We start from the raw sequence: 23,586 nt of genomic DNA on the forward strand, positions 1-23,586 counted from the left end.
GGGGTAATCGGGGAAAGGCATCGCTAAAGGCTGCGATCTTCGCTCGGACCGCTGCGCAGGTCTGGGCCGAATCGAGGCCGACTGCGGTGACGGCACCGCAAGCAAAGATGTCAAGCGGAAGGTTCAAAGCCAACCTCGGCTCGCAGGGTTGACGCCGCCCGTGCCCGCGAAATCCAGATATTGCTTGCCCAAGGGGTAGGCCCTGAGCCAACCGCCGCTCATGTCGCCAATCACGATCTCTTTGAGCGCAGGACGGTCTCGGCGCACCGGAATGCGAAGACGGTGCGAGAGCATTACCTTGCGGTCATCCGGCTCCAATATGACGGTATCCACCCGCAGGACCGGTCGCTCTACGTGGTCGCTAAAAAAAAGCCGTACCGGTACGTTCACTCTGGGGAGTTTTAGGTGCCAATCACCTTGAGGCAGCATGTTCCGCAGCAAAACGTCTTCTCCACCGACGATCTGCCGGCTCTGCTGGTCGACTGGTGCGGCTTGATAGTGCAGAGACTGGAAGTCCTTCGGCAAGAGTGGCCATTGCTGTGCCAACCATTTTTCGTCATAGGTTCCGGCGAGTTGGAGTCGGGGACTCCATCCGCGACCACAGGTGCCAAACCCTGCCGGTATGCCAAATTCAGGACCGACAGGTCCGTCAGCAAACTCAATGTTGGGAAATTCCGTTGCTATCGACGGATCGGAGGCGCGCACGTTTCTAAACCCGAGCCCCACCGGATTTTGTGGATAGAGCCTGTGCCTGGCTGGATCGGCGTCGTGTCGGTCGTATCCGCCATAGGCTCTCTCATACGTAATCGGCATCTGAATAAACGGCTCCGGCTTCGAAGGACGACCTCCGAGTCGGCGCATTCGATCACCATAGACGACGAGCAGCTTATGTATATCACCCACTTGCAACTCCACTGGCACCGAGCTTACAGGCCGCCCGCCAGGCGAGTAGGCAGTGCCATTGACGATGACGTCGACGTTCTGCTTTTCGAGTGCCACGTCGGCTTCGAAGCGCACGCTGGTACACGTGGGATCACCGTAGTGCTCATCTGCCACGCGAACTGGCGGCTGAGGAGAGACAACGATCATACGTTGTTCGCGATCGCAGACGAAAGTCGCAGCAAGGACGAACAGCAACACTTCCTGGCCGTCAAGGTCGGGAAACGAGAAAAGCTCTGCAGCAAACGGAGACCTATTGTTGATCGAAACCATGATGTCCCCGCTTGCGCGAATGAACTAAACCCAGTTTCCGTTCTCATCCAAACCTATCGGCCAATAAGGCATTCCGGTGACGACCGAGAGCTCACGATCCATCCTTCTGTCGACTAGCCACGCGATCAGAAAGATCTGTGGAGGGACGCGCGGATGAAAGAGCTCGTTCATTTCGTCGCAGGCCAACCAGTAGTGGCGGATGACCGCGACCACCGAGGGGTGCGACGCCGGACCGGCCGGTCTTATGCCATATAGACCTCGCACAGCCTGTGAGGTCGATGCGCCGCGACTTTCAGCTTTTAACAACATGCCAGCCCACCATTCTTCTGCTTTAGCAACCGCCGCGGTCAACTCCGCGCAGTATTCGCCGAAGATCTGGCGATGTTCGACCGATGCGGCACCGATTTCGACCCGCTCCCGCAGTTGATGTCGATGAGGCAGATCAAGAGGCATCGACAACAGCCGCTTGACTCCGGCATCTACGTTGTGAAGGGTGGGAAGCATCGGCGCGTTTTCTCCGCAGCTTCAAACGACGCGCCCGGACGCGTCGTGGCCAATGGGAATGAAGACAAAGAAACGCATAAAACGGCCCAGCTCCTCGTCAGCGGATATCAGATGCTCGATCAATAGTTGGCGCGGTTCGGACGGCAGAGACTCGTTCGTGTTGTCGTCCTCGACTCCCCAATCCGATTCGCTACACGGCTCCTTTCCCAACGTAGCAACTGGCGGCTCGAGCGCTTCACACTCGAGAAAGTACTGGCGAAATACTGCAACGACGCGCGGGAAAGAAACAGGTCCGCAGGGCCAACGCTGTTTGAGATTGCATTCGACGGTGGCTGCGTCGCCGGTTATTGCCAACTCGCGGTTGGCAAGCTGTTGCCACCACTCGAGCGCGTCTTCCCGCGCGTCGCGCATGTCTCGCACATATCGCTCGAAAAGCTGTGCATAAGGATCCATAGGAACGGCTATGGCCACGCCATCATCATCGTCTTCAGGAAGCTGTTGCATTCTGCATTGCTCATGGTACCGCCCTGGTGCGGGGAGCAAGTCGAACAGTGCGGTAGCACACTGTCCCGGTGGGTCACGTAATCGTAGAAATCGTCTGGCTGGTGACAGCCTCCCATATCCCACAGTGCCCCTTGGGGCGGCTGGTGGTCAGGGGTATATCTCATAGGGTCTTTGCGGCCTGAAACTCCACTCGGGTTGGGGCAAGACCAGCACGGACCGCCGCGAACTCTCGCGTATTGTTCCTCGGTAGGAGGCTTGTATTTCCGCGCCGGCTTGTCCGGACACGGCTTGCCGATGTTTTCGGGCTTGAGCCAGCTAAGCACTCGTGTCACTGCCGAAGGATCAACACAGCCAACGGTACTGCTACCGGAGTTCTGTCCCATAGTGTCGCTGTGCCGACAGACGCCCTTGCCTTCGACTTTTACGGTCTCCGACCAGCTCTTGAAATAGCCCTTGCCCTTTGTCTTGTGCGTGACAACATTGCCTCCTTGCGTGCCGCCTTCGTCACCCGTGCTGGTCGAGATGTAGGAACTGTCTTCCAATGCCGTCGGTTCGCCGTCGATCTTCACTGTCTTGCTGCCATTGGAAAGATCCGAAGCCGACAGCGAGTTTACGTAAGGGATGGGTGCTGGCCCTGTCGGCGGGGGCGGTGGACTTAAACAGGTGTCACCGGGCGCGACGCCTGTACCGCCACTGCCTTTATGGAAGAAACCGAGGCCTTCAGCGTAAACAGTTAATCCCATTCAATGCTCCTTCAGCGACTCCTCAAGGCGCCAGCCTTCAGTTGATTTCCACGATACCGCCCTTGACCAAATTGGCGCCGGACGATCGGCTGACGACGTGAGTGCCGCGAATCAACACCTTGCCGGCGCGGGTAAGGGTAAGGCTTGCCTTGCCGCACCGAAGCATGATCTCGTCCTTCGCAGAAACGACCAGCGAACGCCCGTCGGCATCGATTTCAACTTGTCGAATCTCCGTGCCGATCGGCCGGGCTCGATCGTCAACGAGGCAGCCCATGATGATTGGTTGATCCAGCGACCCGTCGGCGAAAGACAGGACAACCGCCTTGCCAATGTCCTTCGCTGAAAGACTCGGAATGGTCCTCGCGCGGATGGCTGCCGTGCCCGGCTGACCGGGGAAGACCACCAGCGGGACAAAGTTATCCTGAATCGCCACTAATTCACCGATGCGCACACCGTCGCTGCGCTCTGCCAACGTCGCCGACGGCGGTTGTGGAAGTGGTTTCGTTCCGCGTGCCTCAGCTTCGGCAAAGGATGAGACGTTGCTATCAAAAGCCTTCATTCCACTCTTCCCTGTCCGGTTTTGCCTGTCTAGTTGTCGCTAACGGAGCAGTTTGTCAATTTGACGTCTCGCGAGACCTAGAATTAATCTTGCCGTCGCCCTCGGCCTTGCCCTCTTGTCTCCTATGGTCGTCCGGGTTCGTGATCGTGATGGCGAGATTGCTAACCACGGTTGTCATTTCGTCGCCGGCATTGACGACCGGCTACTTGTCGACCATCAGGGAATCATCGCATCGAGAGTAGCACTCTCACTGGCTGTTAAGGTTAGGAGGTTCAAACGTTCTTTTCAAGGCCCGGGAGTCCGCCATGGACCTGCCCTCGACGCTCTGATTGCGCATTCGGCGCCGACGATTGGCACGAGACATTGTTCGATGCGTACCTTGAACACCTATGCAAAGCAATTGGACACGGTGATCGTCATACCGGTCTGGTGGGCTATTGCCCGGGGTTGATGCTCCCGATTTCGCGTTAAAGTGTCGAGCCGCTGGCAGCCCATCTCGAGTCGCATCGCATGAGTGCGCCGCGCCAGTCGCTACATCACTTCGTTTCAAAGTCCGAATGGTCGGACGCCGCCTTAATTGAACAGGTTCGGTGCTGGGTATTACCACACATGGATCCGTCCAACGGGCTGTACTGGATCATTGACGACGCGGGCTTTCCGAGGAAGGGAAAGCATTCGTTGGGCGTGGTGCGGCAATATTGCGGGAAGTTGGGTCAGCAGGATAATTGCCAGGTAGCCGTGAGCCTGTCGGTAGCCACCACGGAAGCGAGGCTGCCCGTCGCTTTTCACTTTACTTGCCACCGGAGTGGGCGACCGATCCGGCAAGACGGCTGTTGGACGGGTGCCCGAGGAATTTGGGTTTGCAACCAAGCCGCAGATCGCTATCGCCCAGCTGCCTGAGGAAAGGCAAGGTGGTGCTCCAAACGGAGTGATGCTGGCTGATGCGGATTGTGGAAACGATACCGCGTTTCACGACGGCGTTTGTGAACTCGGACTGCGATACGCGGTGGGCATCCAGTCGAGCACCCGCGTCTGGCCACCGGGCCTTATCACGCTCATATACATCGAGTTGACACATCGCATCCGCAAAGGCCAATTCAATCTCGCGAAGCTCGACCTCAAAGATGCCACCGCGCCTGCTGTCTGGACTGCTGTCGTGCCTGATTGACAAGAAATCCTTTACAAATCACCCATGTTTTGCAGCCCGCCTATCTACACCACAGCCGCAATCCATCCGCGAAGGTGATGGCACTTAAACGGTTGGCGACCTAGACGGCAGTCGATTTTTTACCGACGACACCCCCTCAATCCAACCCACCCACCAACCCCGTCGACTCCCTAACCATCAACACCGGCTGCACAACACCCGACTCCAAGCTCTCCTTCCCATCAAGCACATCAAGCAGATACTGCGCCGCACACCGCCCGATTTCCGCAGTATCGACATACATCGTCGTGAGCGACGGATGAATCTGCTGCGCGATGGCGACATCATCGAAACCCGTCACCGACAACTGCTGCGGCACCTCGATCCCCAACTCAGCCGCTTCCAGCAATACGCCAATCGCCAGCTGATCGTTACCGCAAATAATCGCGGTAGGGCGCTTGTCCACACCCTGCCAGATCGCCCGCAAGCTCTGACGCCCGAACGCAATCGTCGCCGGCCCTTCATGCATATGCGAAGGGCGCACCGCGATCCCATGCCGCGCCAGCGCTTCCCGAACACCGGCCACCCGCGCCTGAACGCGATCGTTGTCACGCGACGGTTGAAAGACGGCGGCAAACGTTCGATGCCCCAGCTCGATCAGATGCTCGGCGATCTCGACGAACGCCGCCCGATTGTCGAAGCCGATGCAGTGATGCGGACTGTCCTCGCGATACGCGTAAGTGATCGCATACGGTACGCGTGCCTGTCTGAGCGCATCGAAGAGTTCAGGCGGATGCGCTTCGCCGACGATCGCAATCACTTCGACGCCGCGCGCCAGCATCGCCCGCACCTGGGTCAAAGCCTGCGCCGGATCGTAGTTCGAGCAGCCGAGAAACAGCGTGATGCCACGCTCGGCCAACACCGCCTGCATGCCGGAGACTTGCGAGGCAAAGACCTGATCGTCGAGTGTCGGAATGATCGCGCCGGCGATATGCGTGCGCGTCGATGCGAGCGCGCGGCCCGCCGCATTCGGAATCCAGTTGAGTGTGGTGGCTGCCGCCAGCACGCGTTCGCGCACGCTGGGCGAGACCTTGTCGGGCTCGTTATAGACCCGCGATACGGTGGCGGTCGACACATCCGCAAGCCGCGCCACGTCGCTGAGAACCGCGCGCCCGCTCTTGCGGCGCGTGCGGACGGCGGCCGTCTCGGGGGGCGCGGAAGAGTGTGAACTGCTCATGATCGTTGCGTGTGCCGTGGATGAAATGCTGCGCGAGGCGTGGGTCGCCGCCATCTTACCAGGCGATGAGACCGGGCGTTTACCCTTGGCCTTCATCATCCTGCTTGCAATTTTCGCGCAATTCGATCGAAAATGTAAGCGCTAACACGATGCATCAACGGCATCTGTGGCCGGAAGCCTGCATGAATTTCGCTGCAATATCGGTATCGAAATGAAGGCATGTCGTAATGTCTGCGCTAAATGTAAGCGCTAACACTCACGCCGTGAACAGCGTGCGCAATAACCGCCCGTCAATGGAAAACATCGCATCAACCATGAGTTCATCTGCCGCCGCACCTCTCGTCGTCGTTGTTGGAAGCGCCAACATGGATCTCGTGGTCCACGCGCCGCGTCTGCCGTCGCCAGGCGAGACACTGCTCGGTGACCGCTTCGAGACGGTCAACGGCGGCAAGGGCGCGAACCAGGCCGTCGCGGCGGCGCGGCTCGGCGCGAACGTCGCGAACGTTGCGATGGTCGGCTGTGTCGGAACCGATGCGTTCGGCGCATCGCTGTACGACGCGTTGTCCTGCGAGCGCATCGACCTTGCTCACGTGCATAGGATCGCGGACCAGCCGAGCGGCATCGCCTCGATCACGGTGGGCAGCGATGGCGCGAACAGCATCGTCGTTGCACCGGGTGCGAATGCTCAGTTGAGCACGGCACATGTCGACGCAGCGGCTGAGCTGATCGCGCGCGCCGACATGCTGATCTGCCAGCTGGAGGTGCCGCTGGCGAGCGTCGAGCGCGCGATCGGCATCGCCGCGCGCAACGGCACGCCGGTCCTGCTCAATCCCGCGCCCGCGCAGCCCCTGGACGACGCGCTATACCGACAGATCGATTATTTGCTCGTCAACGAAACGGAAGCCGCGCTGCTGACCGGAATTCCCGTGAACAGCGTGCCGTGCGCCCGCTCCGCCGCGGAAGCCTTGCTCGCCAAAGGCGTGCGCAACGTGCTCGTGACGCTCGGCGCGCAAGGTGTCATCTGGGCTGGCGCGCACGGCAGCGGGCAGATGGCGGCGCCGAGCGTGCGCGTCGTCGATACCACAGCGGCAGGCGACACCTTTGCCGGCGGCTTTACGGTCGAACGCGCAAGCGGCGCATCGATGCAGCAATCTATCGCTTTCGGTCAGCGCGCGGCGGCGTTGAGCGTGACCCGCGCTGGAGCGCAGAGCTCCATTCCGTTTCGCACGGAGCTGGAAGCAACGAGCGTCAGCCTGGCCTGATGCGCGGCTGCGAAGCCCGAGCGTCGAACGAGTGATGAAAGGGCATTGCAACAGGCAGTCAACCACCACAGCATTCATACAACAGACGGAGACAGCAAACGTGGACACGACTTCGGAACGCCCGAGCGCACCACCGCGCATTCGACGCGCGCAGACCATCGCACTGACGCTGCTGATGGCCAGCGGGATCGTCAACTATCTGGACCGCGGCACGCTCGCGGTCGCGAATCAGCTGATCCGCGAAGACCTCGGTCTCTCGCTGGGGCAGATGGGACTGTTGCTGTCCGCCTTCTCGTGGAGCTATGCGCTGTGTCAGTTGCCGGTGGGCGCCCTCGTCGACCGGATCGGGCCGCGCCGCCTGCTCGGCGCCGGGCTGATCATTTGGTCGCTCGCGCAGATCGCGGGCGGCCTCGTCGCGACGTTCGGCTTCTTCGTGCTCGCGCGCATCGTGCTGGGTATCGGCGAGGCGCCGCAGTTTCCGTCGGCGGCGCGCGTCGTGAGCAACTGGTTTCCGCTGAAGTCGCGTGGCACGCCGACGGGCATCTTCAACTCGGCATCGCCGCTCGGCAGCGCGCTGGCGCCGCTGTGCCTGTCGGTGCTGATCGTCTCGTTCAGCTGGCGCTGGGCGTTCATCGTGACGGGCGCGCTCGGGCTCGTGATGGCCGTCGTCTGGTTCGCGCTCTATCGCGACCCGGACCGGCAGGCGTTGAGCCGCGAAGAACGCGACTATCTCGAAGCCGATGCCGAACCGGCGGTCGGCCCCGCGCCGAAGCTCACGTTCGCCGAATGGCGCGCGCTGTTTTCCTATGGCACGACGTGGGGCATGCTGATCGGCTTCTTCGGTTCCGTGTACCTGAACTGGGTTTATCTGACCTGGCTGCCCGGCTATCTGACGATGGAGCGCCATATGAGCCTCTCGCGCACGGGCATCGCCGCGTCGGTGCCGTTCCTGTGCGGCTTCGTCGGTGCGCTGCTCGCGGGCTGGTTCTCCGATCTGATCACGAGGCGCAGCAATTCACCCGTCGTGAGCCGCCGCAATGCCGTCGTGATTGCGATGCTCGGCATGGTCGCGTTCACGATTCCCGCCGCGCTCGTAGAAAGCAATACGATCGCGATCGCGTGCATCTCCGTGGTGATCTTTCTGGCGAATGCCGCGTCCGCCGCGTCGTGGGCGTTGGCGACGGCAGCCGCACCGCCCAGCCGGATCGCATCGCTCGGCGCGCTGCAGAACTTCGGCGGCTTTCTGGGTGGTGCGCTCGCGCCGATCGTGACGGGCTTCATCGCGCAGGCGACCTCGTTCGTCCCGGCGCTACTGACGGCGGCGGGCATTGCGTTCGTCGGCGCGATGGCCTATCTGCTGCTGGTCAAGAAACCCATTCCCGAGCATGACACGTCGAGCGTGCCTGCCCAGCTTCCCGTCTGACGGATCTCGGGCGAGCGCGCCCGTGCCGTGCAGAGATGCGTATTCAAGGAGAACTCAATGACCGACAAAGCGAAAACGACCGGCCCGATCGAGGGCATCGTGCCCGTGATGCTGACCCCGTTCCATGACGACGGCTCGATCGATTATGCGGGCCTCGAAAGACTGATCGAGTGGTATCTGGCGAAAGGCTCGGACGCGCTGTTCGCCGTCGCGCAGTCGAGTGAGATGCAGTTTCTGAGTCTCGCCGAGCGCGGCGCGCTGGCGCGCTTCGTGGTCGAGAAGGTGGCGGGGCGTGTGCCCGTCGTCGCATCCGGTCATATCAGTGACGACCTCGATGCGCAGGCCGAAGAGCTGCGTGTTGCGGCGGATTCAGGCGCGCAGGGCGTCGTGCTGGTGACGAATCACCTCGACCCTCGGCGCGAAGGCTCGCAGACGTTTCTCGAGAATCTGCATCGGCTGTTGTCGAAGCTGCCGTCGGATCTGCCGCTGGGCTTGTATGAATGCCCCGCGCCGTATCGGCGCCTGCTCAGCGACGACGAGCTGAAGGCCTGCATCGATACCGGCCGCTTCGTGATGCTCAAGGACGTGAGCTGCGATCTCGCGACCGTGAAGCGCCGTGTCGCGCTGGCTCAAGGCTCGCCGCTGAAAATTCTGAACGCGAACGCGGCGATCGCATGGGATGCGATGAAAGCGGGCTCGGCGGGCTTCAACGGTGTGTTCACGAATTTTCACCCCGATCTGTATCAGTGGCTGCGCAGCCGTAGCGCGGAAGATCCGGTGTTGGCCGAGGAACTGTCGACGTTTCTCGTCGTCGCGGCCGTGTCCGAAGCGCTCGGCTATCCGGCGCTCGCGAAGATGTACCACCAGCGTATCGGCACCTTCGATTCGATTCGCTGCCGCGCGATCGACTATGACGTGCGCGAACGGTTCTGGGCGCTCGATGCCGTGCTGGACAAGATCGTGGCGGGAACCGAGCGGTTCCGGGAGCGGATCGCGGCGCTTTGAGACTGGCGGACGCTCCAGCATGACGGCCGACTAAATTCATCCCTTGCCCGGGACGGATTGGCTAAGATGTTGCAGGGTTGCGCGCGCCTCTGATCTTTTCAAAGCCTTGCCCCGAAAACAGCCCACGTCGTCGCGCGCCCGCCAGGAGGTCATTCATGACTATCGGCGTATATGCCACGCTGGTCGCGACATCGCTCGTGCTGCTGCTAGGCGAAAAGCTCGTGCAATGGATCGGCGTGCTGCGGACCTATTCGATTCCCGCGCCGGTGGCGGGCGGGCTCATCGTCGCGATCGTCGTGCTGATCACGCGCCTCACCCTGCACGTTCAGATCAGGTTCGACTCGACGATGCAGGCGCCGCTGATGCTCGCGTTCTTCTCGACGATCGGTCTGAACGCGCATCTGTCGAGCCTGAAGGCGGGCGGCCCGGTGCTGGTGCGCTTTCTCGCGCTGGTCAGCGGGCTGCTGATCCTGCAGAACGTGCTCGGCCTGGCGCTCGCGTTCGCGCTTGGCGTCGATCCGCTGCTCGGCATTCTCGGCGGCTCGGTCACGATGTCGGGCGGTCACGGCACGGGCGCCGCGTGGAGCCAGGTCTTCACCGAGCGTCACGGGCTGGAGTCGGCGACCGAGATCGCGATCGGCTGCGCGACGTTCGGGCTCGTGATAGGTGGCGTGCTCGGCGGCCCGCTGGCACGGCTGCTGATGCGGCGAATCAGCGCCGACGAATTGCGCCGCGTCGAGCAGCGCGACGATGAAACGCTGGTCTTCGAAGAACCCAAAGCGCAGCAAGCGACCACGCCCGCCGCGATCATCACGACGCTCGCGCTGATTTCGATCTGCCTCGCAGGCGGCGAACTGTTCGCCGACTGGATCGCGAACACCCCGTTCGAGTTGCCGACTTTCGTTTGCGTGCTGTTCATCGGCGTAATCCTGAACAACGTGCTCTCGCTCGTGCGTGTGCAAATCGACCAGCACGCGGTCGCGCTCGTCGGCAACGTCGCGCTCGCGCTGTTTCTCGCCATGGCGCTGATGCGTCTCGATCTATGGGAGCTGGCCGCGCTCGCGGTGCCGATCATCTCGATCCTCATCGGGCAGACCATACTGACGGTGCTCTTCGTGAGCTTCATCACGTTCCCGGTGATGGGCCGCAGCTACGACGCGGTCGTGTTGTGCGCGGCACAATGCGGCCTCGGCATGGGCGCCACACCGACCGCGATCGCGAACATGCAGGCGATCACGAACCGCTTCGGCCACTCCCATATCGCGTTCCTGATCGTCCCAATGACGGGCGCGTTTTTCATGGACATCGTCAACGCGGTGGTCATCAAGCTGTTTCTTGCGCTACCGTTCTTTCATTGAGCGCCACTGAACGAACAGGATTGAGACAGACATGAACGAACCCCGACAGGCCGCACCCGACAGCACCGCCGCGCGCGTCGCGTTATGGCGTGCGCTGCACGTGCAGGCCGACCCGCCGCCTCACGTGCTCGAAGACGAAGTCGGCTTGCAGTTGCTGGCCCCCGCCGAAGACTGGCGCAGCCGCGGCGACATGGATCTGCAATTCACGCGGCCGTTTCGCGCATCGATCGTCGCGCGCGCACGCTTTATCGAGGATCTGGTCGTCGAGCAGGCCGGGCGCGGGGTGGCTCAATACGTGATTCTCGGCGCGGGTCTCGACAGCTTCGCGCAACGCCGGCCCGACCTCGCGTCGCGGCTCACGGTGTTCGAGGTCGATCCGCCGGAGCCCCAGGCGTGGAAGCGTCAACGGCTCGGCGAGCTCGGTTTCGGCGTGCCGGACTGGCTGCGGTTCGTGCCGGTCGACTTCGAAGCGGGCGATAGCTGGCGGCAGCGTCTCGTCGCCGAAGGTTTCGATGAAAGCAGGCCGGCCGTCGTCGTCTCGACCGGCGTCAGCATGTATCTGACGAAGGACGCGAACGCGGCGACGCTGCGCGAAGTCGCCGGGCTTGCGCGTGCCTCGACGTTCGCAATGACATTTCTGTTGCCGCTGGAGATGGCGGACCCGGCCGTGCGCCCCGGCCTCGAAATGGCGCAGAAGGGCGCGCGTGCGAGTGGCACGCCGTTCATCAGTTTCTTCACGCCACAGCAGATGATCGCCATGGCGCACGAAGCGGGATTCGACGACGCGCGGCAGGTGTCGGCGGCCGATCTGACGCAGCGTTACTTCGCGGGGAGGACGGATGGGCTGCGTCCGCCGGGCAATGCGGAGGAATTGCTGGTGGCGAACACATAGTGGTTGTGAAGGTGTCGTCGTGAACGCGCGAGCGCTGCTCCCACACGGCTATAATCGCGCTCGAACATGGCCTCCGAAGTCCACTCATGAAAAAGATCGCTGCCGTTGCACTCGTCGCCTGCGCACTCGCTGCCTGCTCGTCCCCGGAAAAGCAGGAGCAGCGCGCCCAGCAGGACATCCTCCATAGCGAACCGAACCTCCTCGCCGCGCAACGCGGTGCGGTGATCGATTGCACGCCGGCGAATTGCGATGCCGCGTGGGCGGCGACGAAGCGCTATATCGAGCAGCATTCCGAGACCCATGTGATCCGCGCCGATGCGATCGCGATCGACACCGACGTGCCCGACGATACGGGCAAGGCCGCTTTTTCAGCGACCCGCGCGAACAAGAGCACCGGCGGCGCGACGCTCACGCTGTTCGCGCAGTGCCGCGGCATGTACGGGCCAGACAGCGAGAAAGGCTCGGACTATGACGAGTGTGCCGACAAGATCCTGAAGACGCAGAACGGCTACGTGCCGTATCTGCGCTCGCACGCTTCGGCGCAGTAGAGGCGAGGCTACCCGAACCGCTGCAACCCAGGCGCGGTTCTGACGCCGCGCCCCCGCTGAATCATCGCCACGCCGCGACGGGAGGCGCTATGCTGATGCGTCTTCGCCTCGCGGAACCTTCTCATGCATGCTCCTGGCGCAACCGTACCGATCTCGCTCGTCAATGGTTTCCTCGGCAGCGTCGGGACGCAGCCGGAGATCGTCGACCGGCACCTGGCGGGCGCGAACATCCCTCGCGTGCTGCTGGACCGACCCGGCGCGCGCGTCACCGAGGAGCAATTCTCGACGCTCTACCGCTCGCTCGCGATCGAACTCGACGATGAAATGCCCGGAGTTTTCTCGCGCCCGCTGCGCAGCGGCGCGCTGAAGTTTCTCTGCCTGAGCCTGCTCGATGCGCCGAATCTCGAAACCGCGATGCACCGGTTCGGCCAGTTCTTCCATCTCGTGCTGGACGATTTTCGCTTCGAGTCGCGCCGCAGCGACCTCGTCGCGAGTCTGGTGGTGCGCCCGGGAAGCGCGGGCGCCTATCCCGGCGTATTGGGCCAGGAACTGATGCTGAAACTGGCGCACGGGATTGCGTCCTGGCTCATCGGCCAGCGAATTCCGTTGTTGCAGGTGCAGTTCGCGTTTCCGCGTCCGGCTCACGCGCTCGAGTATCTCTATCTGTTTCCCGGTCCGGCGAAGTTCGGCTGCGCTCAGACCTCGATGCAGTTCAGCAGTGCCTATTTCGACATGCCGGTTCGTCAGCGCAAAGCGAACCTGCGCAGGTTTCTCGCGCGCGCGCCGGAAGACTGGATCTTCGTGTCGTTCAACGAGCAGCTTTTCAGCCATCGTGTGCGGGAATATCTCGCGTCGAGGTTGCCCGACGTCCCGACCATCGAAGAGTCGGCGGAAGGCTTGCACTGCTCGGTCAGAACGCTGTGCCGTCATCTTGCCGCCGAGAGCACCACGTTCCAGGTGCTCAAGGACGAACTGCGCCGTGACATCGCGATCCAGCGCCTGACAGGCTCGCGCGAACCCATCGCCATCATCGCGGGCGATGTCGGCTTCGGCGACCCCACCGCCTTCCACAGAGCGTTCCGTCACTGGACCGGCAGCACCCCCGCGGCCTATCGCCGGGGTGGCTAAACTCGTCATCCTGAAGCGTTGACTACACAGGCCGATGCCGCTGCGACGCGGCATCCGGCCGCAGGGGCATGGCCAGGGATGTCAATAGATCGTCCGGTTTGGACAACCGGGCAGGGCCTGTCCGGCGCTACGATTCAGCCATACGTTACCCGGGCCGCAGCGCCGCCAGATGGGTGACATTCCCTACGGACTATCTGATCGGAAGAATGGCAATGAGCTACGTCGCGCCTCTCAAGGACATGTTGTTTGCAATCACGGAACTGGCCGGTATCGACCGCCTGTCGGCCCTGCCCGGCTGCGAGGACGCGACCGCCGATACGGCGCGCGCCGTGCTCGAAGAGGCCGCGCGGCTGCACGAGGGCGTGCTTGCGCCGTTGAACTTCGACGGCGATCGCAACCCGAGCACCTGGAAGGACGGCGTCGTCACTGCGACGCCCGGTTTCAAGGACGCGTTCCGCCAGTTCGCCGAAGGCGGCTGGCAGGGTCTGCAACATCCGGCCGACTACGGCGGCCAGGACCTGCCGAAGCTGCTGTCCACTCCTTCCATCGAAATGCTCAATGCCGCGAACCTGTCGCTGGGGCTGTGCCCGCTGCTGACCGACGGCGCGATCGAAGCGCTCCTGACCGCGGGTAGCGAAGAGCTGAAACAACGTTACGTGCCGAAGCTGATCTCCGGTGAATGGACCGGCACGATGAATCTGACCGAGCCGCAAGCGGGCTCCGATCTCGCACTCGTGCGCACCCGCGCCGAAGCGCAGGCCGACGGCTCGCACCGGATCTTCGGCACGAAGATCTTCATCACCTGGGGCGAGCACGACATGACCGAGAACATCGTGCATCTGGTGCTCGCACGCACGCCGAACGCGCCTGAAGGCGTGAAAGGCATTTCGCTGTTCGTCGTGCCGAAGTTCCTCGTCAACGAAGACGGTTCGCTCGGCGAGCGTAACGACGTGCATTGCGTGTCCATCGAACACAAGCTCGGCATCAAGGCGAGCCCGACCGCCGTGCTGCAGTTCGGCGATCACGGCGGCGCGATTGGTCAGCTCGTCGGCGAGGAGAACCGCGGCCTCGAGTACATGTTCATCATGATGAACGCCGCGCGCTTCGCCGTGGGCGTACAGGGCGTCGCGATCTCGGATCGCGCCTACCAGCACGCCGTCGCCTATGCGAAGGAGCGGGTGCAAAGCCGTCCTGTCGATGGCTCGGCGAAGCAGTCGGTCACGATCATCCAGCATCCCGACGTACGGCGCATGCTCTCGACCATGCGCGCGCTGACCGAAGGCGCACGCGCGCTGAGCTATGTGGCGGCCTCGCATTGCGACCTCGCGCATCGTCATCCGGACGAGGCGACGCGTGCCCAGCATCAGGCCATCTACGAATACCTGGTGCCGATCGTGAAGGGCTGGAGCACCGAGATGTCGCTGGAGGTGACGAGTCTCGGCGTGCAGGTGCATGGCGGCATGGGCTTCATCGAGGAAACCGGCGCCGCGCAATACTACCGCGACGCGCGCATTCTGCCGATCTACGAAGGCACGACCGCGATCCAGTCGAACGACCTCGTCGGCCGCAAGACCATGCGCGACAACGGCGAAGTGGCTGTGATGATGCTCACGCAAATCGACGCGACCCTGGCCGCGCTGCGCTCGCACGCGTCGTATCGGACGAGCCCGGCTTTTCAGGCGATGGTCCGGCATCTTTCGGCCGGCCGCGACTCGCTCTACAGCGCGGTGCGCTACGTCGTCGAGCGGGTCAAAAGCGATCCGAATGCGGTGTTCGCGGGCAGTGTTTCCTATCTGATGCTTGCCGGAATCGTGCTCTCGGGTTGGCAACTCGCACGCTCGCTGGTGCTCGCAACCGACAAGCGCGACGAAGATCCGGCGTTCTTCGACGCGAAGATCGCGACCGCGCACAGCTACGCGACCCAGGTGCTGCCTCGCGCAGTCGCGCTCGAAGCGGCGATTCGCGGCGCTTGCGATGGCGAAGGCGCGCTGGCGCTGCGCGAAGACCAGTTTTGATGCAATCAATCAACGTGACATGTGATTCGAAACGATAGGGCGCGGCCTTATCGGTGCGGGAAGGAGAGTGTTGTGAGAGTTCTTGTAGCAGTGAAGCGGGTGGTCGACTACAACGTGAAGGTACGTGCGAAGTCGGACGGCACGGGCGTCGATATCGCCAACGTGAAGATGTCGATGAACCCGTTCGACGAGATCGCGGTTGAAGAAGCCGTGCGTTTGAAGGAAGCGGGTGTCGTAACCGAAGTGATCGCCGTGTCGGCGGGTGTGGCGCAGGCGCAGGAAACGCTGCGCACCGCGCTGGCGATCGGCGCGGATCGCGCGATCCTGATCGAATCGGGTGAAGACCTGCAGCCGCTGGCTGTGGCGAAGCTGCTGAAAGCGCTGGTCGACAAGGAACAGCCGCAGTTGGTGATCCTCGGCAAGCAGGCCATCGACGACGACTCCAATCAGACCGGCCAGATGCTCGCCGCTTTGGCTAACCTGCCGCAGGCGACGTTCGCGTCGAAGGTCGTTGTTGCTGACGGCAAGGCGACGGTGTCGCGTGAAGTGGACGGCGGCGCGGAAACGCTGTCGCTGACGCTGCCGGCTGTCGTCACGACCGATCTGCGCCTCAATGAGCCGCGCTATGTGACGCTGCCGAACATCATGAAGGCCAAGAAAAAGCCGCTGGAAACGATCAAGCCCGAAGACCTCGGCGTCGATGTCACGCCGCGTCTGAAGACGCTGAAAGTGGTCGAGCCGCCGAAGCGCTCCGCCGGTGTGAAGGTACCGGACGTGAAGACGCTGGTCGAGAAGCTGAAGACCGAAGCCAAGGTGCTGTGAGGAGACTGAAGAAATGACGAACCTGGTTAATCTGGTATTGGCAGAACACGATAACGCCTCGATCAAGGCCGCGACGCTGAACACGATCGCAGCGGCACAGAAGATCGGCGGTGACATTCACGTGCTGGTCGCGGGGCACAACGCGCAGGCCGCGGCCGATGCCGCAGCGAAGATCGCAGGCGTGAGTAAGGTGCTGCTCGCCGACGCGCCGCAACTCGAAGCGGGCCTCGCGGAAAACGTCGAAGCGACGGTGCTGACGCTTGTGCAAGATGCGGCGAAGAACTACACGCACATCCTCGCGCCGGCGACCGCCTACGGCAAGAACATCGCGCCGCGTATCGCCGCGAAGCTCGACGTCGCGCAGATCAGCGACATCACCGCAGTGGACAGCGCCGACACATTCGAGCGCCCGATCTACGCGGGCAACGCGATCGCGACGGTTCAATCTCAAGATCCGATCAAGGTCATCACGGTGCGCTCGACAGGCTTCGACGCAGTCGCAGCCGAAGGCGGCAGCGCAGCGGTCGAAAAGATCGAAGCTGCAGCCGATGCCGGCATCTCGCAGTTCGTGAGCCGCGAAGTGACGAAACTGGACCGTCCGGAACTGACGAGCGCGAAGGTCATCGTCTCGGGTGGCCGTGGTCTCGGCAATGGCGAAAACTACACGAAGGTGCTCGAGCCTTTGGCGGACAAGCTCGGCGCGGCGCTGGGCGCATCGCGCGCAGCCGTCGACGCGGGCTTCGTGCCGAACGACTATCAGGTCGGCCAGACCGGCAAGATCGTCGCACCGCAACTATATGTCGCGGTCGGCATTTCCGGCGCGATCCAGCACCTCGCCGGCATGAAGGACTCGAAGGTCATCGTCGCGATCAACAAGGATCCGGAAGCGCCGATTTTCAGCGTGGCGGATTACGGCCTCGTCGGTGATCTGTTCACCGTCGTGCCGGAACTCGAACAGGCGCTGGGCTAACCGCATCGAGCGGTTCGCACCCCTCCCGGCGCATAGTGGGCAGCCAGCCCAGGGCAAACGCTGCCTACCAAGTGGAACAATCATGAATGAGCTTAACGGATACGATTTCGAAGACCTGCGACTGGGCATGAACGCCCAGTTCGCCAAGACCATCACGGAGGCGGACATTCTGCTGTTCGCGGGTGCGTCGGGAGACATGAACGCAGTCCATATCAACGAGCAATTTGCACAAACGACTCCGTTCAAGGGGCGCATCGCTCACGGGATGCTCAGCGCGAGCATCATCTCCGCGGCAATCGCGGGGCGGCTGCCCGGGCCGGGCACGATCTACCTCGGCCAGAACCTGCGCTTCAAGGCGCCGGTTCGACCCGGCGACACGGTGCAAGCCGAAGTGACGGTCAAGGAACTGATTCACGAAAAGCGCCGCGTGGTGCTGTCCACCGTCTGCACGGTGAATGGCAAAGTGGTGATCGACGGCGACGCAGTCGTCATGCCGACATCGTCCGCGAATCGTGTCGCCGCCGACGCGGATTGCGCGGTCAGCAACGCATGATAGCGAGCCACGCCATGAAAATGCCATTCAGCATGCCGCACGAGTTTTCCACCGGCTGGATCAAAGCCGGCTTCGATTTCTGGAGTACTTCGCCCGTCATGGGTGGACTCGCCGCAGCGGAGTCCGACGCTGACGGCACGGACGTCGATGCCTTCGCGCCTTCCCCGCGACGCAGCCTGACGCACGCGGGCGCCCAGTACCTGCAACAGCAGACGCAACTGTGGGGCGACACCGTAGCCGGCCTGATCGGCGCGCAGCCGGGGTCGAAGCCGGTCGCCGAGCCCGGGCAGGGAGACCGCCGCTTTCACGCGGCGGACTGGTCCAGCAACGGCTGGTACAGCCTTCTGAAACAGAGCTATCTGATCAATGCGCGGGCGCTCGAAGAGCTCGTCGAGGCGAGCACGCTCGATGAAAAAGACAAGCACAAGCTGCGCTTTTACATGCGTCAGTTCATCGACTTCGCCAGCCCCGCGAATTTCGCCGTGACGAATCCCGAGGTCATCCGGACCGCGGTGGAATCGGGCGGGTCGAGTCTGCTCAGCGGCTTCACGCAACTGCTCGACGATCTGGGCAGCGGCTCGATTTCGATCACCGATCAAAGCGCGTTCGAAGTGGGCAAAAGCGTCGCTACATCGAGCGGCGCGGTGGTCTTCGAAAACGATCTGCTTCAGCTGATCCAGTACACGCCGCTCACGCCGAAGGTCGCCGCGCGACCGCTCGTGATCGTTCCGCCGTGTATCAACAAGTTCTACATTCTCGATCTTCAGCCCGAGAATTCGTTCGTGCGCTTCGCCTGCGAACAGGGCCTGACGGTGTTCGTCGTGTCGTGGCGCAATCCGCAGCAGGACATGGCGCAAACGACCTGGGACGCTTACCTCCAACAGGGCGTCATGGAGGCGCTCAGCGTCGCGCGTACGATCAGCCGGGCCGACAAGGTCAATGCGTTGGGCTGGTGCGTGGGCGGCACGATGCTTTCGTCGGCGCTCGCGGTCATGCGGGCGAACGGCGACGAGTCCGTGGCGAGCCTGACGCTGTTGACGGCCTTGCTCGACTTCAGCGACCCGGGCGATCTCGGCGTGTTCATCGACGAGCAGGGTGTGCAGATGCGCGAGCAAACGATCGGTCGCGGCGGGCTCTATCCCGGACGCGAACTCGGTTTCGTGTTCCAGGCGCTGCGGGCCAACGACCTGATCTGGCCGTATGTCGTGAACAACTACCTGAAAGGCAAGACGCCGGCCGCGTTCGACCTGCTGTACTGGAACGCGGACACGACCAATCTGCCCGGCCCGATGTACAGCTTCTATCTGCGCAACATGTACCTCGAGAACAGTCTGTGCGTGCCGAACAAGCTGACGTTCTGCGAGACGCCCGTCGATCTCGGCAACATCGATATCCCGAGCTATCTGATGGCGGCCGAAGAGGATCACATCGTGCCGTGGCAATCCGCCTATCGATCGACGCAGTTACTGGGCGGACAAACCGAGTTCGTGCTGGGCGCGAGCGGCCATATCGCCGGCGTGATCAATCCTGCGTCGAAGAACAAGCGCAGCTACCGGACCAACGACGCTTGCGACGAGAACGCCGAAGACTGGCTCGCTACGTCGGTTCAGCAGCGCGGCAGCTGGTGGAATCACTGGATCGAGTGGGTCAAGCAGCATTCCGGCGAACAGGTCGCGGCGCGCACGAAACTCGGCAATAAAAAGTACAAGGAAATCGAGAGCGCCCCGGGCCGGTACGTGCAGGTTCGCGCCGAATAAGCGCAGAGCGGAGAGCGGTTACCGCATAAACGGAGGGTGATGTTCAGAGCATCACCCTCCGTTTTTTTTTCGTCTTCAATGCCGCCGCACCCATCACTTCGAATGGTTCGCTCGCCAGTCGCGCGGGGTCATGTGAAATCGCGACACGAACCAGTTCGTGAACGATCCCTGTTGCGCGTAGCCGAGCAGCGCCGAGACGCGCCCGATCGGATAGGTGGGGTTGCTCATGTAGCGCACGGCGAGTTCGCCGCGGACTTCCTCGACCTGATCCGAGAAGCTGGTGCCGGCTGACTTCAACTGGCGTTGCATCGTGCGCATGCTCAGATGCAAATGACGCGCAACCAGCTCGGCGTTCGCCCGTTCGAGCGGCAGCAACAGGTAGATTGCCTTGCGCACTTCCAGCGTGGCGGATTCCTCTGCGGTCGCGTTCAGCGGAGAGGCGAGGCTTTCCGCGTAGCGCACGAGCTCAGGGTCGGCCAGCGGATTCGGGTAGTCGAGATCGGCGCTCGCGCAGACGAACCCGTTGAAGTCGCTGCCGAACTCCAGCGGACAGTTGAAGAAGCGTCGATGAAACGTCGGGTCCGGAGGCGCCGGATGGGTGAAGTGGATCTCGCGCGGTTTCCAGAACTTGCCGAGCAGCGCGCTGGAGTGCCGCGCGAGAACTCCGAGCGCGAGTTCGATGGCCTGCCTCGTCGGGGTCCCCGGTGCGACGACGAGTTCCTCCCGGATGGTGACCGTCTGGTCCGCGTCCTCGACGTAGATCGCGAGCGCCTCGTTGAGCAGATGACGGTATTCGGCCGCGGCCAGCAGCACTTCGCGCAGCGTGCGTTTGTGCGCGAGCAGGACATTGACCACGCCGCTGCCGAAGGTCTGCCGCGTTTCCGCCATTTGCAGCGCGAAGGTCGGGCACGACGCTTTTACCGCCGCCATTTCCAGTAGCCGGCAGCAGGCGGCGGCCGGGACGCGATCGTCCGGATTGGCGAGCGCGCCGGCGTCGATGCCGGCCTGCTTCGCGAGTTCGACCGGATTCAGTCCGAGGCGTCGCGCAACGTCGAAATAGCCGCTCATGGCTACCGACGTCAGCATCGTTTCCATCGTAGTTTCTCCGGACGAATCAATACGCAGGCTAATTTTTTACTCATTAAACGCTTGCTTCCCGCAATTATTGGTGTTAACGCGCAGTGGCACGAATGACTAAAACGATGGCGCCCAATCATAAAAGTGTAGCGCGTGATTGCCGTATCGTGAGCACACTGACGTTAGAAATGTTCCAGAAAGGTTTCCACGCGATTGCGCGAGATCGGAACAGCGTCACCCCAATGTGATGGAGGCAGACAAATGCAGTTTCTCGACGATTCGTTGCACCCTGAGAACCAGGACAAGGTAGTCATCACCACCGCACCGTACGGCCCGGAATGGATGCCCGAGGACTTCCCGGAAGACATCCCCGTGACCATGGACGAGCAGATCCAGAAGGCCGTCGATTGCTACAACGCCGGCGCGACGGTGCTGCACCTGCACGTGCGCGAACTGGACGGCAAGGGCTCGAAGCGCCTGTCGAAGTTCAATGAACTGATCGCCGGTGTGCGCGCGGCAGTGCCCGACATGATCATCCAGGTCGGCGGCTCGATTTCGTTCGCCCCGGAAAATGATGGACAGGCTGCGAAGTGGCTGTCCGACGACACGCGCCATATGCTGGCCGATCTCGATCCGAAGCCCGATCAGGTGACGGTCGCGATCAACACCACGCAGATGAACATCATGGAGTTGCTCTATCCGGAGTATCTGGCCGGCACCTCTTTGTCCAACCCTGCGTTCATGGCCGCCTATAGTGAAATGACGGTTCCGGCCGGTCCCGCGTGGGTCGAGGAGCACCTGCGCCGCCTGCAGGCTTCGGGCATCCAGCCGCACTTCCAGCTCACGGGCATTCACGCGCTCGAAACGCTCGAGCGCCTCGTGCGCAAGGGCGTCTACAAGGGACCGCTGAATCTGACGTGGATCGGCATCGGTGGCGGCTTCGACGGCCCGAATCCGTTCAACTTCTTCAACTTCGTGCATCGCGCGCCGGATGGCTGCACGCTCACCGCCGAGTCGCTGCTGAAGAACGTGCTGCCGTTCAACATGATGGCGATGTCGATGGGTTTGCATCCGCGCTGCGGCATCGAGGACACGATCATCGACCAGCACGGCCAGCGCTTCACGTCGGTGCAACAGATCGAGCAGTGCGTGCGCGTCGCGCGTGAACTGGGGCGCGACATTGCCACCGGCAAGGAAGCGCGCGAGATCTATCGCATTGGTGTGCAGTACGAGACGGTCGACGAGACGCTCGTCGCCAACGGCATGGCGCCGAATCGCCAGGCCGGCGTCAGGAATCTGCCGCTGCGCGCGGCGTGATCGCCAGGAGCCCGGTCGACGCGTCAGCCGAGGCCGGGCTTCACGGATCGAGCGACTCGCCGCATATCGGGGAGAGGGAAGCGGAATCCATAACAGGTCGTTGGCCCAGACGGGCAGGACGGCCGCCAGGAATGAGAATGGAAGGAGACAAAACAATGCTCGTACAACATGCTGGGCCCGCGACGGGCGATGTGACGGCAACTCAGACGGACATACGCGCTTATGCGTGGGTGGTGTTTGCGCTGACGGTCGGATTGCTGCTTTCCGACTATATGTCGCGGCAGGTGTTGAATGCCGTGTTTCCGCCGCTGAAGGCCGCATGGCATCTGTCGGACGCGCAACTGGGTTCGCTCAGCAGCGTGGTCGCGCTGATGGTCGGTGTGCTCACGTTTCCGCTGTCGGTGCTGGCCGATCGCTGGGGCCGCGTGAAGAGCATCGTGCTGATGGCGGCGATGTGGAGTCTCGCAACGGCGGGCTGCGCGATCTCGACGAAGTATGGCGAGATGCTGCTTGCGCGTGCCTTCGTCGGGATCGGCGAAGCGGCCTACGGCAGTGTCGGCATCGCGGTCGTTCTGAGCATCTTTCCGGTGCGGCTGCGCTCCACGCTGACCGGCACGTTCATGGCGGGCGGCGCGTTCGGCTCGGTGCTGGGCATGGCGTTCGGCGGCGCGGTGGCGGCTCACCTCGGCTGGCGTTCGGCATTCGGCGCGATGGCGGTGATGGGGATCGTGCTGGTCGTGATCTACCGTCTCGTCGTCACCGAAAAGCGTCTTGCGTCGTTGCAGCCGGCGGGCGTGGCGAAGCAATCGCGCGGCATGCGCATGAGCTTGCGCGCGCTGATGAAGGGACTGTTCTCGACGAAGTCGGTGGTGTGCGCCTATGTGGGCAGCGGCCTGCATCTGATGGTTCCCGCGGCAGTGTGGGCGTGGATGCCGAGCTTCCTGAATCGCTACTACGGCATGCCCACCGGCAAGGCCGCGATGTGCGCGGCGCTGTTCGTGCTGGTGACGGGCGTGGGCATGGTGGTGTGCGGAAACCTCGCCGACCGGCTCAGCAAGAACGCGCGGGAACGCAAGTGGAGTGCTGCGATCGGTTTCTGCCTCGCCTGCTTCGTTCTGCTCGGGATTGGCTTCCAGATGCCCGCGGGGCCGTGGCAGCTGGTCGTGATCGGCGTGGGCATGTTCTTCTGCGCCGGCGCGAGTGGCCCGTCGGGTGCGATGGTGGCGAACCTCACCCCGCCGTCGATTCACGCCTCGGCGTTTGCGACCCTCACACTCGCGAACAACCTGCTGGGCCTCGCGCCGGCGGCTGTTCTCACGGGCATCATCGCCGACCGGATCGGGCTCTCGGGCGCGCTGCAACTCGTGCCGCTCGCACCGCTCGTCGCGGCTGCCGCATTCACGATCGGCAAACGTAACTACTCGGGCGATCTGGATCGTCTGAACACCCTGCGTGAGCAGGCCGCAGGCTGAGATCGCGCCGCGCCGTGCCAACGGCGCGGAACACGGAACCTGTAATTGATTGCGCCGCGGGCGCAACGAATTCTGCAACGC

Annotated in this window: 21 protein-coding genes and 2 pseudogenes; 16 read left to right on the forward strand and 7 right to left on the reverse strand. The window is 62.7% G+C overall.

What is annotated here, in order from left to right; genetic code table 11:
• Positions 1–123: 123 nt before the first annotated feature.
• From CI15_RS29895 to CI15_RS29910, 5 genes are read right to left on the reverse strand one after another with little or no spacing between them, the layout of a single operon-like run.
• Positions 124–1,212, reverse strand: coding sequence for a DUF2169 family type VI secretion system accessory protein (locus tag CI15_RS29895; RefSeq protein WP_062135554.1), 1,089 nt, complete (start codon positions 1,210–1,212; stop codon positions 124–126).
• A gap of 24 nt (positions 1,213–1,236) precedes the next feature.
• The gene (locus CI15_RS29900) at positions 1,237–1,716 is read right to left on the reverse strand and encodes a hypothetical protein (RefSeq protein ID WP_062135557.1); all 480 of its coding nucleotides are present in this window, start codon (positions 1,714–1,716) and stop codon (positions 1,237–1,239) included.
• 21 nt (positions 1,717–1,737) lie between these two features.
• The gene (locus tag CI15_RS29905; RefSeq protein WP_062135560.1) at positions 1,738–2,220 is read right to left on the reverse strand and encodes a hypothetical protein; all 483 of its coding nucleotides are present in this window, start codon (positions 2,218–2,220) and stop codon (positions 1,738–1,740) included.
• Complete coding sequence (locus CI15_RS35870) at positions 2,178–2,963, reverse strand: DUF4150 domain-containing protein (RefSeq protein WP_075643804.1); 786 nt, start codon at positions 2,961–2,963, stop codon at positions 2,178–2,180. The genes CI15_RS29905 and CI15_RS35870 overlap by 43 nt, the downstream gene beginning before the upstream one ends.
• A 37-nt stretch (positions 2,964–3,000) precedes the next feature.
• Positions 3,001–3,522 (reverse strand): DUF6484 domain-containing protein, encoded by a 522-nt coding sequence (locus CI15_RS29910; protein WP_241495986.1) that lies wholly within the window; start codon positions 3,520–3,522, stop codon positions 3,001–3,003.
• A 363-nt stretch (positions 3,523–3,885) separates the two neighbouring features.
• On the opposite strand from CI15_RS29910, the pseudogene CI15_RS29915 reads away from it, so the two are divergent.
• Both CI15_RS29915 and CI15_RS38320 read left to right on the forward strand, forming a co-directional pair.
• A pseudogene (locus CI15_RS29915) lies at positions 3,886–4,579 on the forward strand (IS701 family transposase); the annotation flags it as partial.
• A gap of 9 nt (positions 4,580–4,588) precedes the next feature.
• Positions 4,589–4,690: pseudogene (locus tag CI15_RS38320) on the forward strand (IS6 family transposase); the annotation flags it as partial.
• 136 nt (positions 4,691–4,826) lie between these two features.
• Here CI15_RS38320 and CI15_RS29920 read toward each other — a convergent pair.
• Entirely contained in the window at positions 4,827–5,906 is a 1,080-nt protein-coding gene (locus CI15_RS29920) for a LacI family DNA-binding transcriptional regulator (protein ID WP_153041237.1), read from the reverse strand.
• 314 nt (positions 5,907–6,220) lie between these two features.
• On the opposite strand from CI15_RS29920, the gene rbsK reads away from it, so the two are divergent.
• From rbsK to CI15_RS29980, 12 genes are all read left to right on the forward strand, one after another.
• Positions 6,221–7,168 carry a ribokinase gene (rbsK, locus tag CI15_RS29925; protein ID WP_075643805.1) on the forward strand — a complete coding sequence of 316 codons (948 nt, stop codon included), beginning with the start codon at positions 6,221–6,223 and terminating at the stop codon, positions 7,166–7,168.
• A 100-nt stretch (positions 7,169–7,268) separates the two neighbouring features.
• Positions 7,269–8,591 (forward strand): MFS transporter, encoded by a 1,323-nt coding sequence (locus CI15_RS29930; protein WP_062135568.1) that lies wholly within the window; start codon positions 7,269–7,271, stop codon positions 8,589–8,591.
• Positions 8,592–8,648: 57 nt separating this feature from the next.
• Positions 8,649–9,596, forward strand: coding sequence for a dihydrodipicolinate synthase family protein (locus CI15_RS29935; protein ID WP_062135571.1), 948 nt, complete (start codon positions 8,649–8,651; stop codon positions 9,594–9,596).
• Positions 9,597–9,751: 155 nt separating this feature from the next.
• The gene (gene gltS, locus CI15_RS29940; RefSeq protein WP_062135575.1) at positions 9,752–10,954 is read left to right on the forward strand and encodes a sodium/glutamate symporter; all 1,203 of its coding nucleotides are present in this window, start codon (positions 9,752–9,754) and stop codon (positions 10,952–10,954) included.
• 31 nt (positions 10,955–10,985) lie between these two features.
• A complete protein-coding gene (locus CI15_RS29945) occupies positions 10,986–11,846 on the forward strand; it encodes a class I SAM-dependent methyltransferase (RefSeq protein WP_062135578.1) in 861 nt (286 codons plus the stop codon).
• Between the two features lie 86 nt (positions 11,847–11,932).
• On the forward strand, positions 11,933–12,394 hold the full coding sequence (locus CI15_RS29950) for a hypothetical protein (protein WP_062135581.1): 462 nt from the start codon (positions 11,933–11,935) through the stop codon (positions 12,392–12,394).
• 123 nt (positions 12,395–12,517) lie between these two features.
• On the forward strand, positions 12,518–13,522 hold the full coding sequence (locus CI15_RS29955; protein WP_062135584.1) for an AraC family transcriptional regulator: 1,005 nt from the start codon (positions 12,518–12,520) through the stop codon (positions 13,520–13,522).
• Positions 13,523–13,734: 212 nt separating this feature from the next.
• Positions 13,735–15,537, forward strand: coding sequence for an acyl-CoA dehydrogenase (locus tag CI15_RS29960; RefSeq protein ID WP_062135587.1), 1,803 nt, complete (start codon positions 13,735–13,737; stop codon positions 15,535–15,537).
• A 72-nt stretch (positions 15,538–15,609) separates the two neighbouring features.
• A complete protein-coding gene (locus tag CI15_RS29965) occupies positions 15,610–16,359 on the forward strand; it encodes an electron transfer flavoprotein subunit beta/FixA family protein (protein WP_062135590.1) in 750 nt (249 codons plus the stop codon).
• 22 nt (positions 16,360–16,381) lie between these two features.
• Entirely contained in the window at positions 16,382–17,329 is a 948-nt protein-coding gene (locus CI15_RS29970) for an electron transfer flavoprotein subunit alpha/FixB family protein (protein ID WP_062136272.1), read from the forward strand.
• An 82-nt stretch (positions 17,330–17,411) separates the two neighbouring features.
• Positions 17,412–17,882: a MaoC family dehydratase gene (locus tag CI15_RS29975; RefSeq protein ID WP_062135593.1), complete on the forward strand. Its 471-nt coding sequence runs from the start codon at positions 17,412–17,414 to the stop codon at positions 17,880–17,882.
• A gap of 14 nt (positions 17,883–17,896) precedes the next feature.
• Positions 17,897–19,639 (forward strand): PHA/PHB synthase family protein, encoded by a 1,743-nt coding sequence (locus CI15_RS29980; RefSeq protein ID WP_062135596.1) that lies wholly within the window; start codon positions 17,897–17,899, stop codon positions 19,637–19,639.
• A 93-nt stretch (positions 19,640–19,732) separates the two neighbouring features.
• Here CI15_RS29980 and CI15_RS29985 read toward each other — a convergent pair whose 3' ends face one another.
• A complete protein-coding gene (locus CI15_RS29985; RefSeq protein ID WP_062135599.1) occupies positions 19,733–20,734 on the reverse strand; it encodes an AraC family transcriptional regulator in 1,002 nt (333 codons plus the stop codon).
• A gap of 243 nt (positions 20,735–20,977) precedes the next feature.
• On the opposite strand from CI15_RS29985, the gene CI15_RS29990 reads away from it, so the two are divergent.
• Both CI15_RS29990 and CI15_RS29995 read left to right on the forward strand, forming a co-directional pair.
• Positions 20,978–22,033: a beta-keto acid cleavage family enzyme gene (locus CI15_RS29990; protein WP_062135602.1), complete on the forward strand. Its 1,056-nt coding sequence runs from the start codon at positions 20,978–20,980 to the stop codon at positions 22,031–22,033.
• Between the two features lie 155 nt (positions 22,034–22,188).
• Positions 22,189–23,505, forward strand: a complete 1,317-nt coding sequence (locus tag CI15_RS29995) for an MFS transporter (RefSeq protein WP_062135605.1) — start codon at positions 22,189–22,191, stop codon at positions 23,503–23,505.
• The last annotated feature ends 81 nt before the right edge of the window (positions 23,506–23,586 follow it).

It is taken from the genome of Paraburkholderia monticola (assembly GCF_001580545.1).
Taxonomy (GTDB): Bacteria; Pseudomonadota; Gammaproteobacteria; order Burkholderiales; family Burkholderiaceae; genus Paraburkholderia; species Paraburkholderia monticola.

What these genes read in the sequence shown, in the direction of transcription:
- CI15_RS29950 (WP_062135581.1), top strand. Translation starts at nt 11,933, where the DNA reads ATGAAAAAGATCGCTGCCGTTGCACTCGTCGCCTGCGCACTCGCTGCC.
- CI15_RS29985 (WP_062135599.1), bottom strand. Translation starts at nt 20,734, where the DNA reads ATGGAAACGATGCTGACGTCGGTAGCCATGAGCGGCTATTTCGACGTT.
- gltS (WP_062135575.1), top strand. Translation starts at nt 9,752, where the DNA reads ATGACTATCGGCGTATATGCCACGCTGGTCGCGACATCGCTCGTGCTG.
- CI15_RS29935 (WP_062135571.1), top strand. Translation starts at nt 8,649, where the DNA reads ATGACCGACAAAGCGAAAACGACCGGCCCGATCGAGGGCATCGTGCCC.
- rbsK (WP_075643805.1), top strand. Translation starts at nt 6,221, where the DNA reads ATGAGTTCATCTGCCGCCGCACCTCTCGTCGTCGTTGTTGGAAGCGCC.
- CI15_RS29955 (WP_062135584.1), top strand. Translation starts at nt 12,518, where the DNA reads ATGCATGCTCCTGGCGCAACCGTACCGATCTCGCTCGTCAATGGTTTC.
- CI15_RS29975 (WP_062135593.1), top strand. Translation starts at nt 17,412, where the DNA reads ATGAATGAGCTTAACGGATACGATTTCGAAGACCTGCGACTGGGCATG.
- CI15_RS29905 (WP_062135560.1), bottom strand. Translation starts at nt 2,220, where the DNA reads ATGCAACAGCTTCCTGAAGACGATGATGATGGCGTGGCCATAGCCGTT.
- CI15_RS29995 (WP_062135605.1), top strand. Translation starts at nt 22,189, where the DNA reads ATGCTCGTACAACATGCTGGGCCCGCGACGGGCGATGTGACGGCAACT.
- CI15_RS29945 (WP_062135578.1), top strand. Translation starts at nt 10,986, where the DNA reads ATGAACGAACCCCGACAGGCCGCACCCGACAGCACCGCCGCGCGCGTC.
- CI15_RS29980 (WP_062135596.1), top strand. Translation starts at nt 17,897, where the DNA reads ATGAAAATGCCATTCAGCATGCCGCACGAGTTTTCCACCGGCTGGATC.
- CI15_RS29900 (WP_062135557.1), bottom strand. Translation starts at nt 1,716, where the DNA reads ATGCTTCCCACCCTTCACAACGTAGATGCCGGAGTCAAGCGGCTGTTG.
- CI15_RS29910 (WP_241495986.1), bottom strand. Translation starts at nt 3,522, where the DNA reads ATGAAGGCTTTTGATAGCAACGTCTCATCCTTTGCCGAAGCTGAGGCA.
- CI15_RS29895 (WP_062135554.1), bottom strand. Translation starts at nt 1,212, where the DNA reads ATGGTTTCGATCAACAATAGGTCTCCGTTTGCTGCAGAGCTTTTCTCG.
- CI15_RS35870 (WP_075643804.1), bottom strand. Translation starts at nt 2,963, where the DNA reads ATGGGATTAACTGTTTACGCTGAAGGCCTCGGTTTCTTCCATAAAGGC.
- CI15_RS29960 (WP_062135587.1), top strand. Translation starts at nt 13,735, where the DNA reads ATGAGCTACGTCGCGCCTCTCAAGGACATGTTGTTTGCAATCACGGAA.
- CI15_RS29920 (WP_153041237.1), bottom strand. Translation starts at nt 5,906, where the DNA reads ATGAGCAGTTCACACTCTTCCGCGCCCCCCGAGACGGCCGCCGTCCGC.
- CI15_RS29990 (WP_062135602.1), top strand. Translation starts at nt 20,978, where the DNA reads ATGCAGTTTCTCGACGATTCGTTGCACCCTGAGAACCAGGACAAGGTA.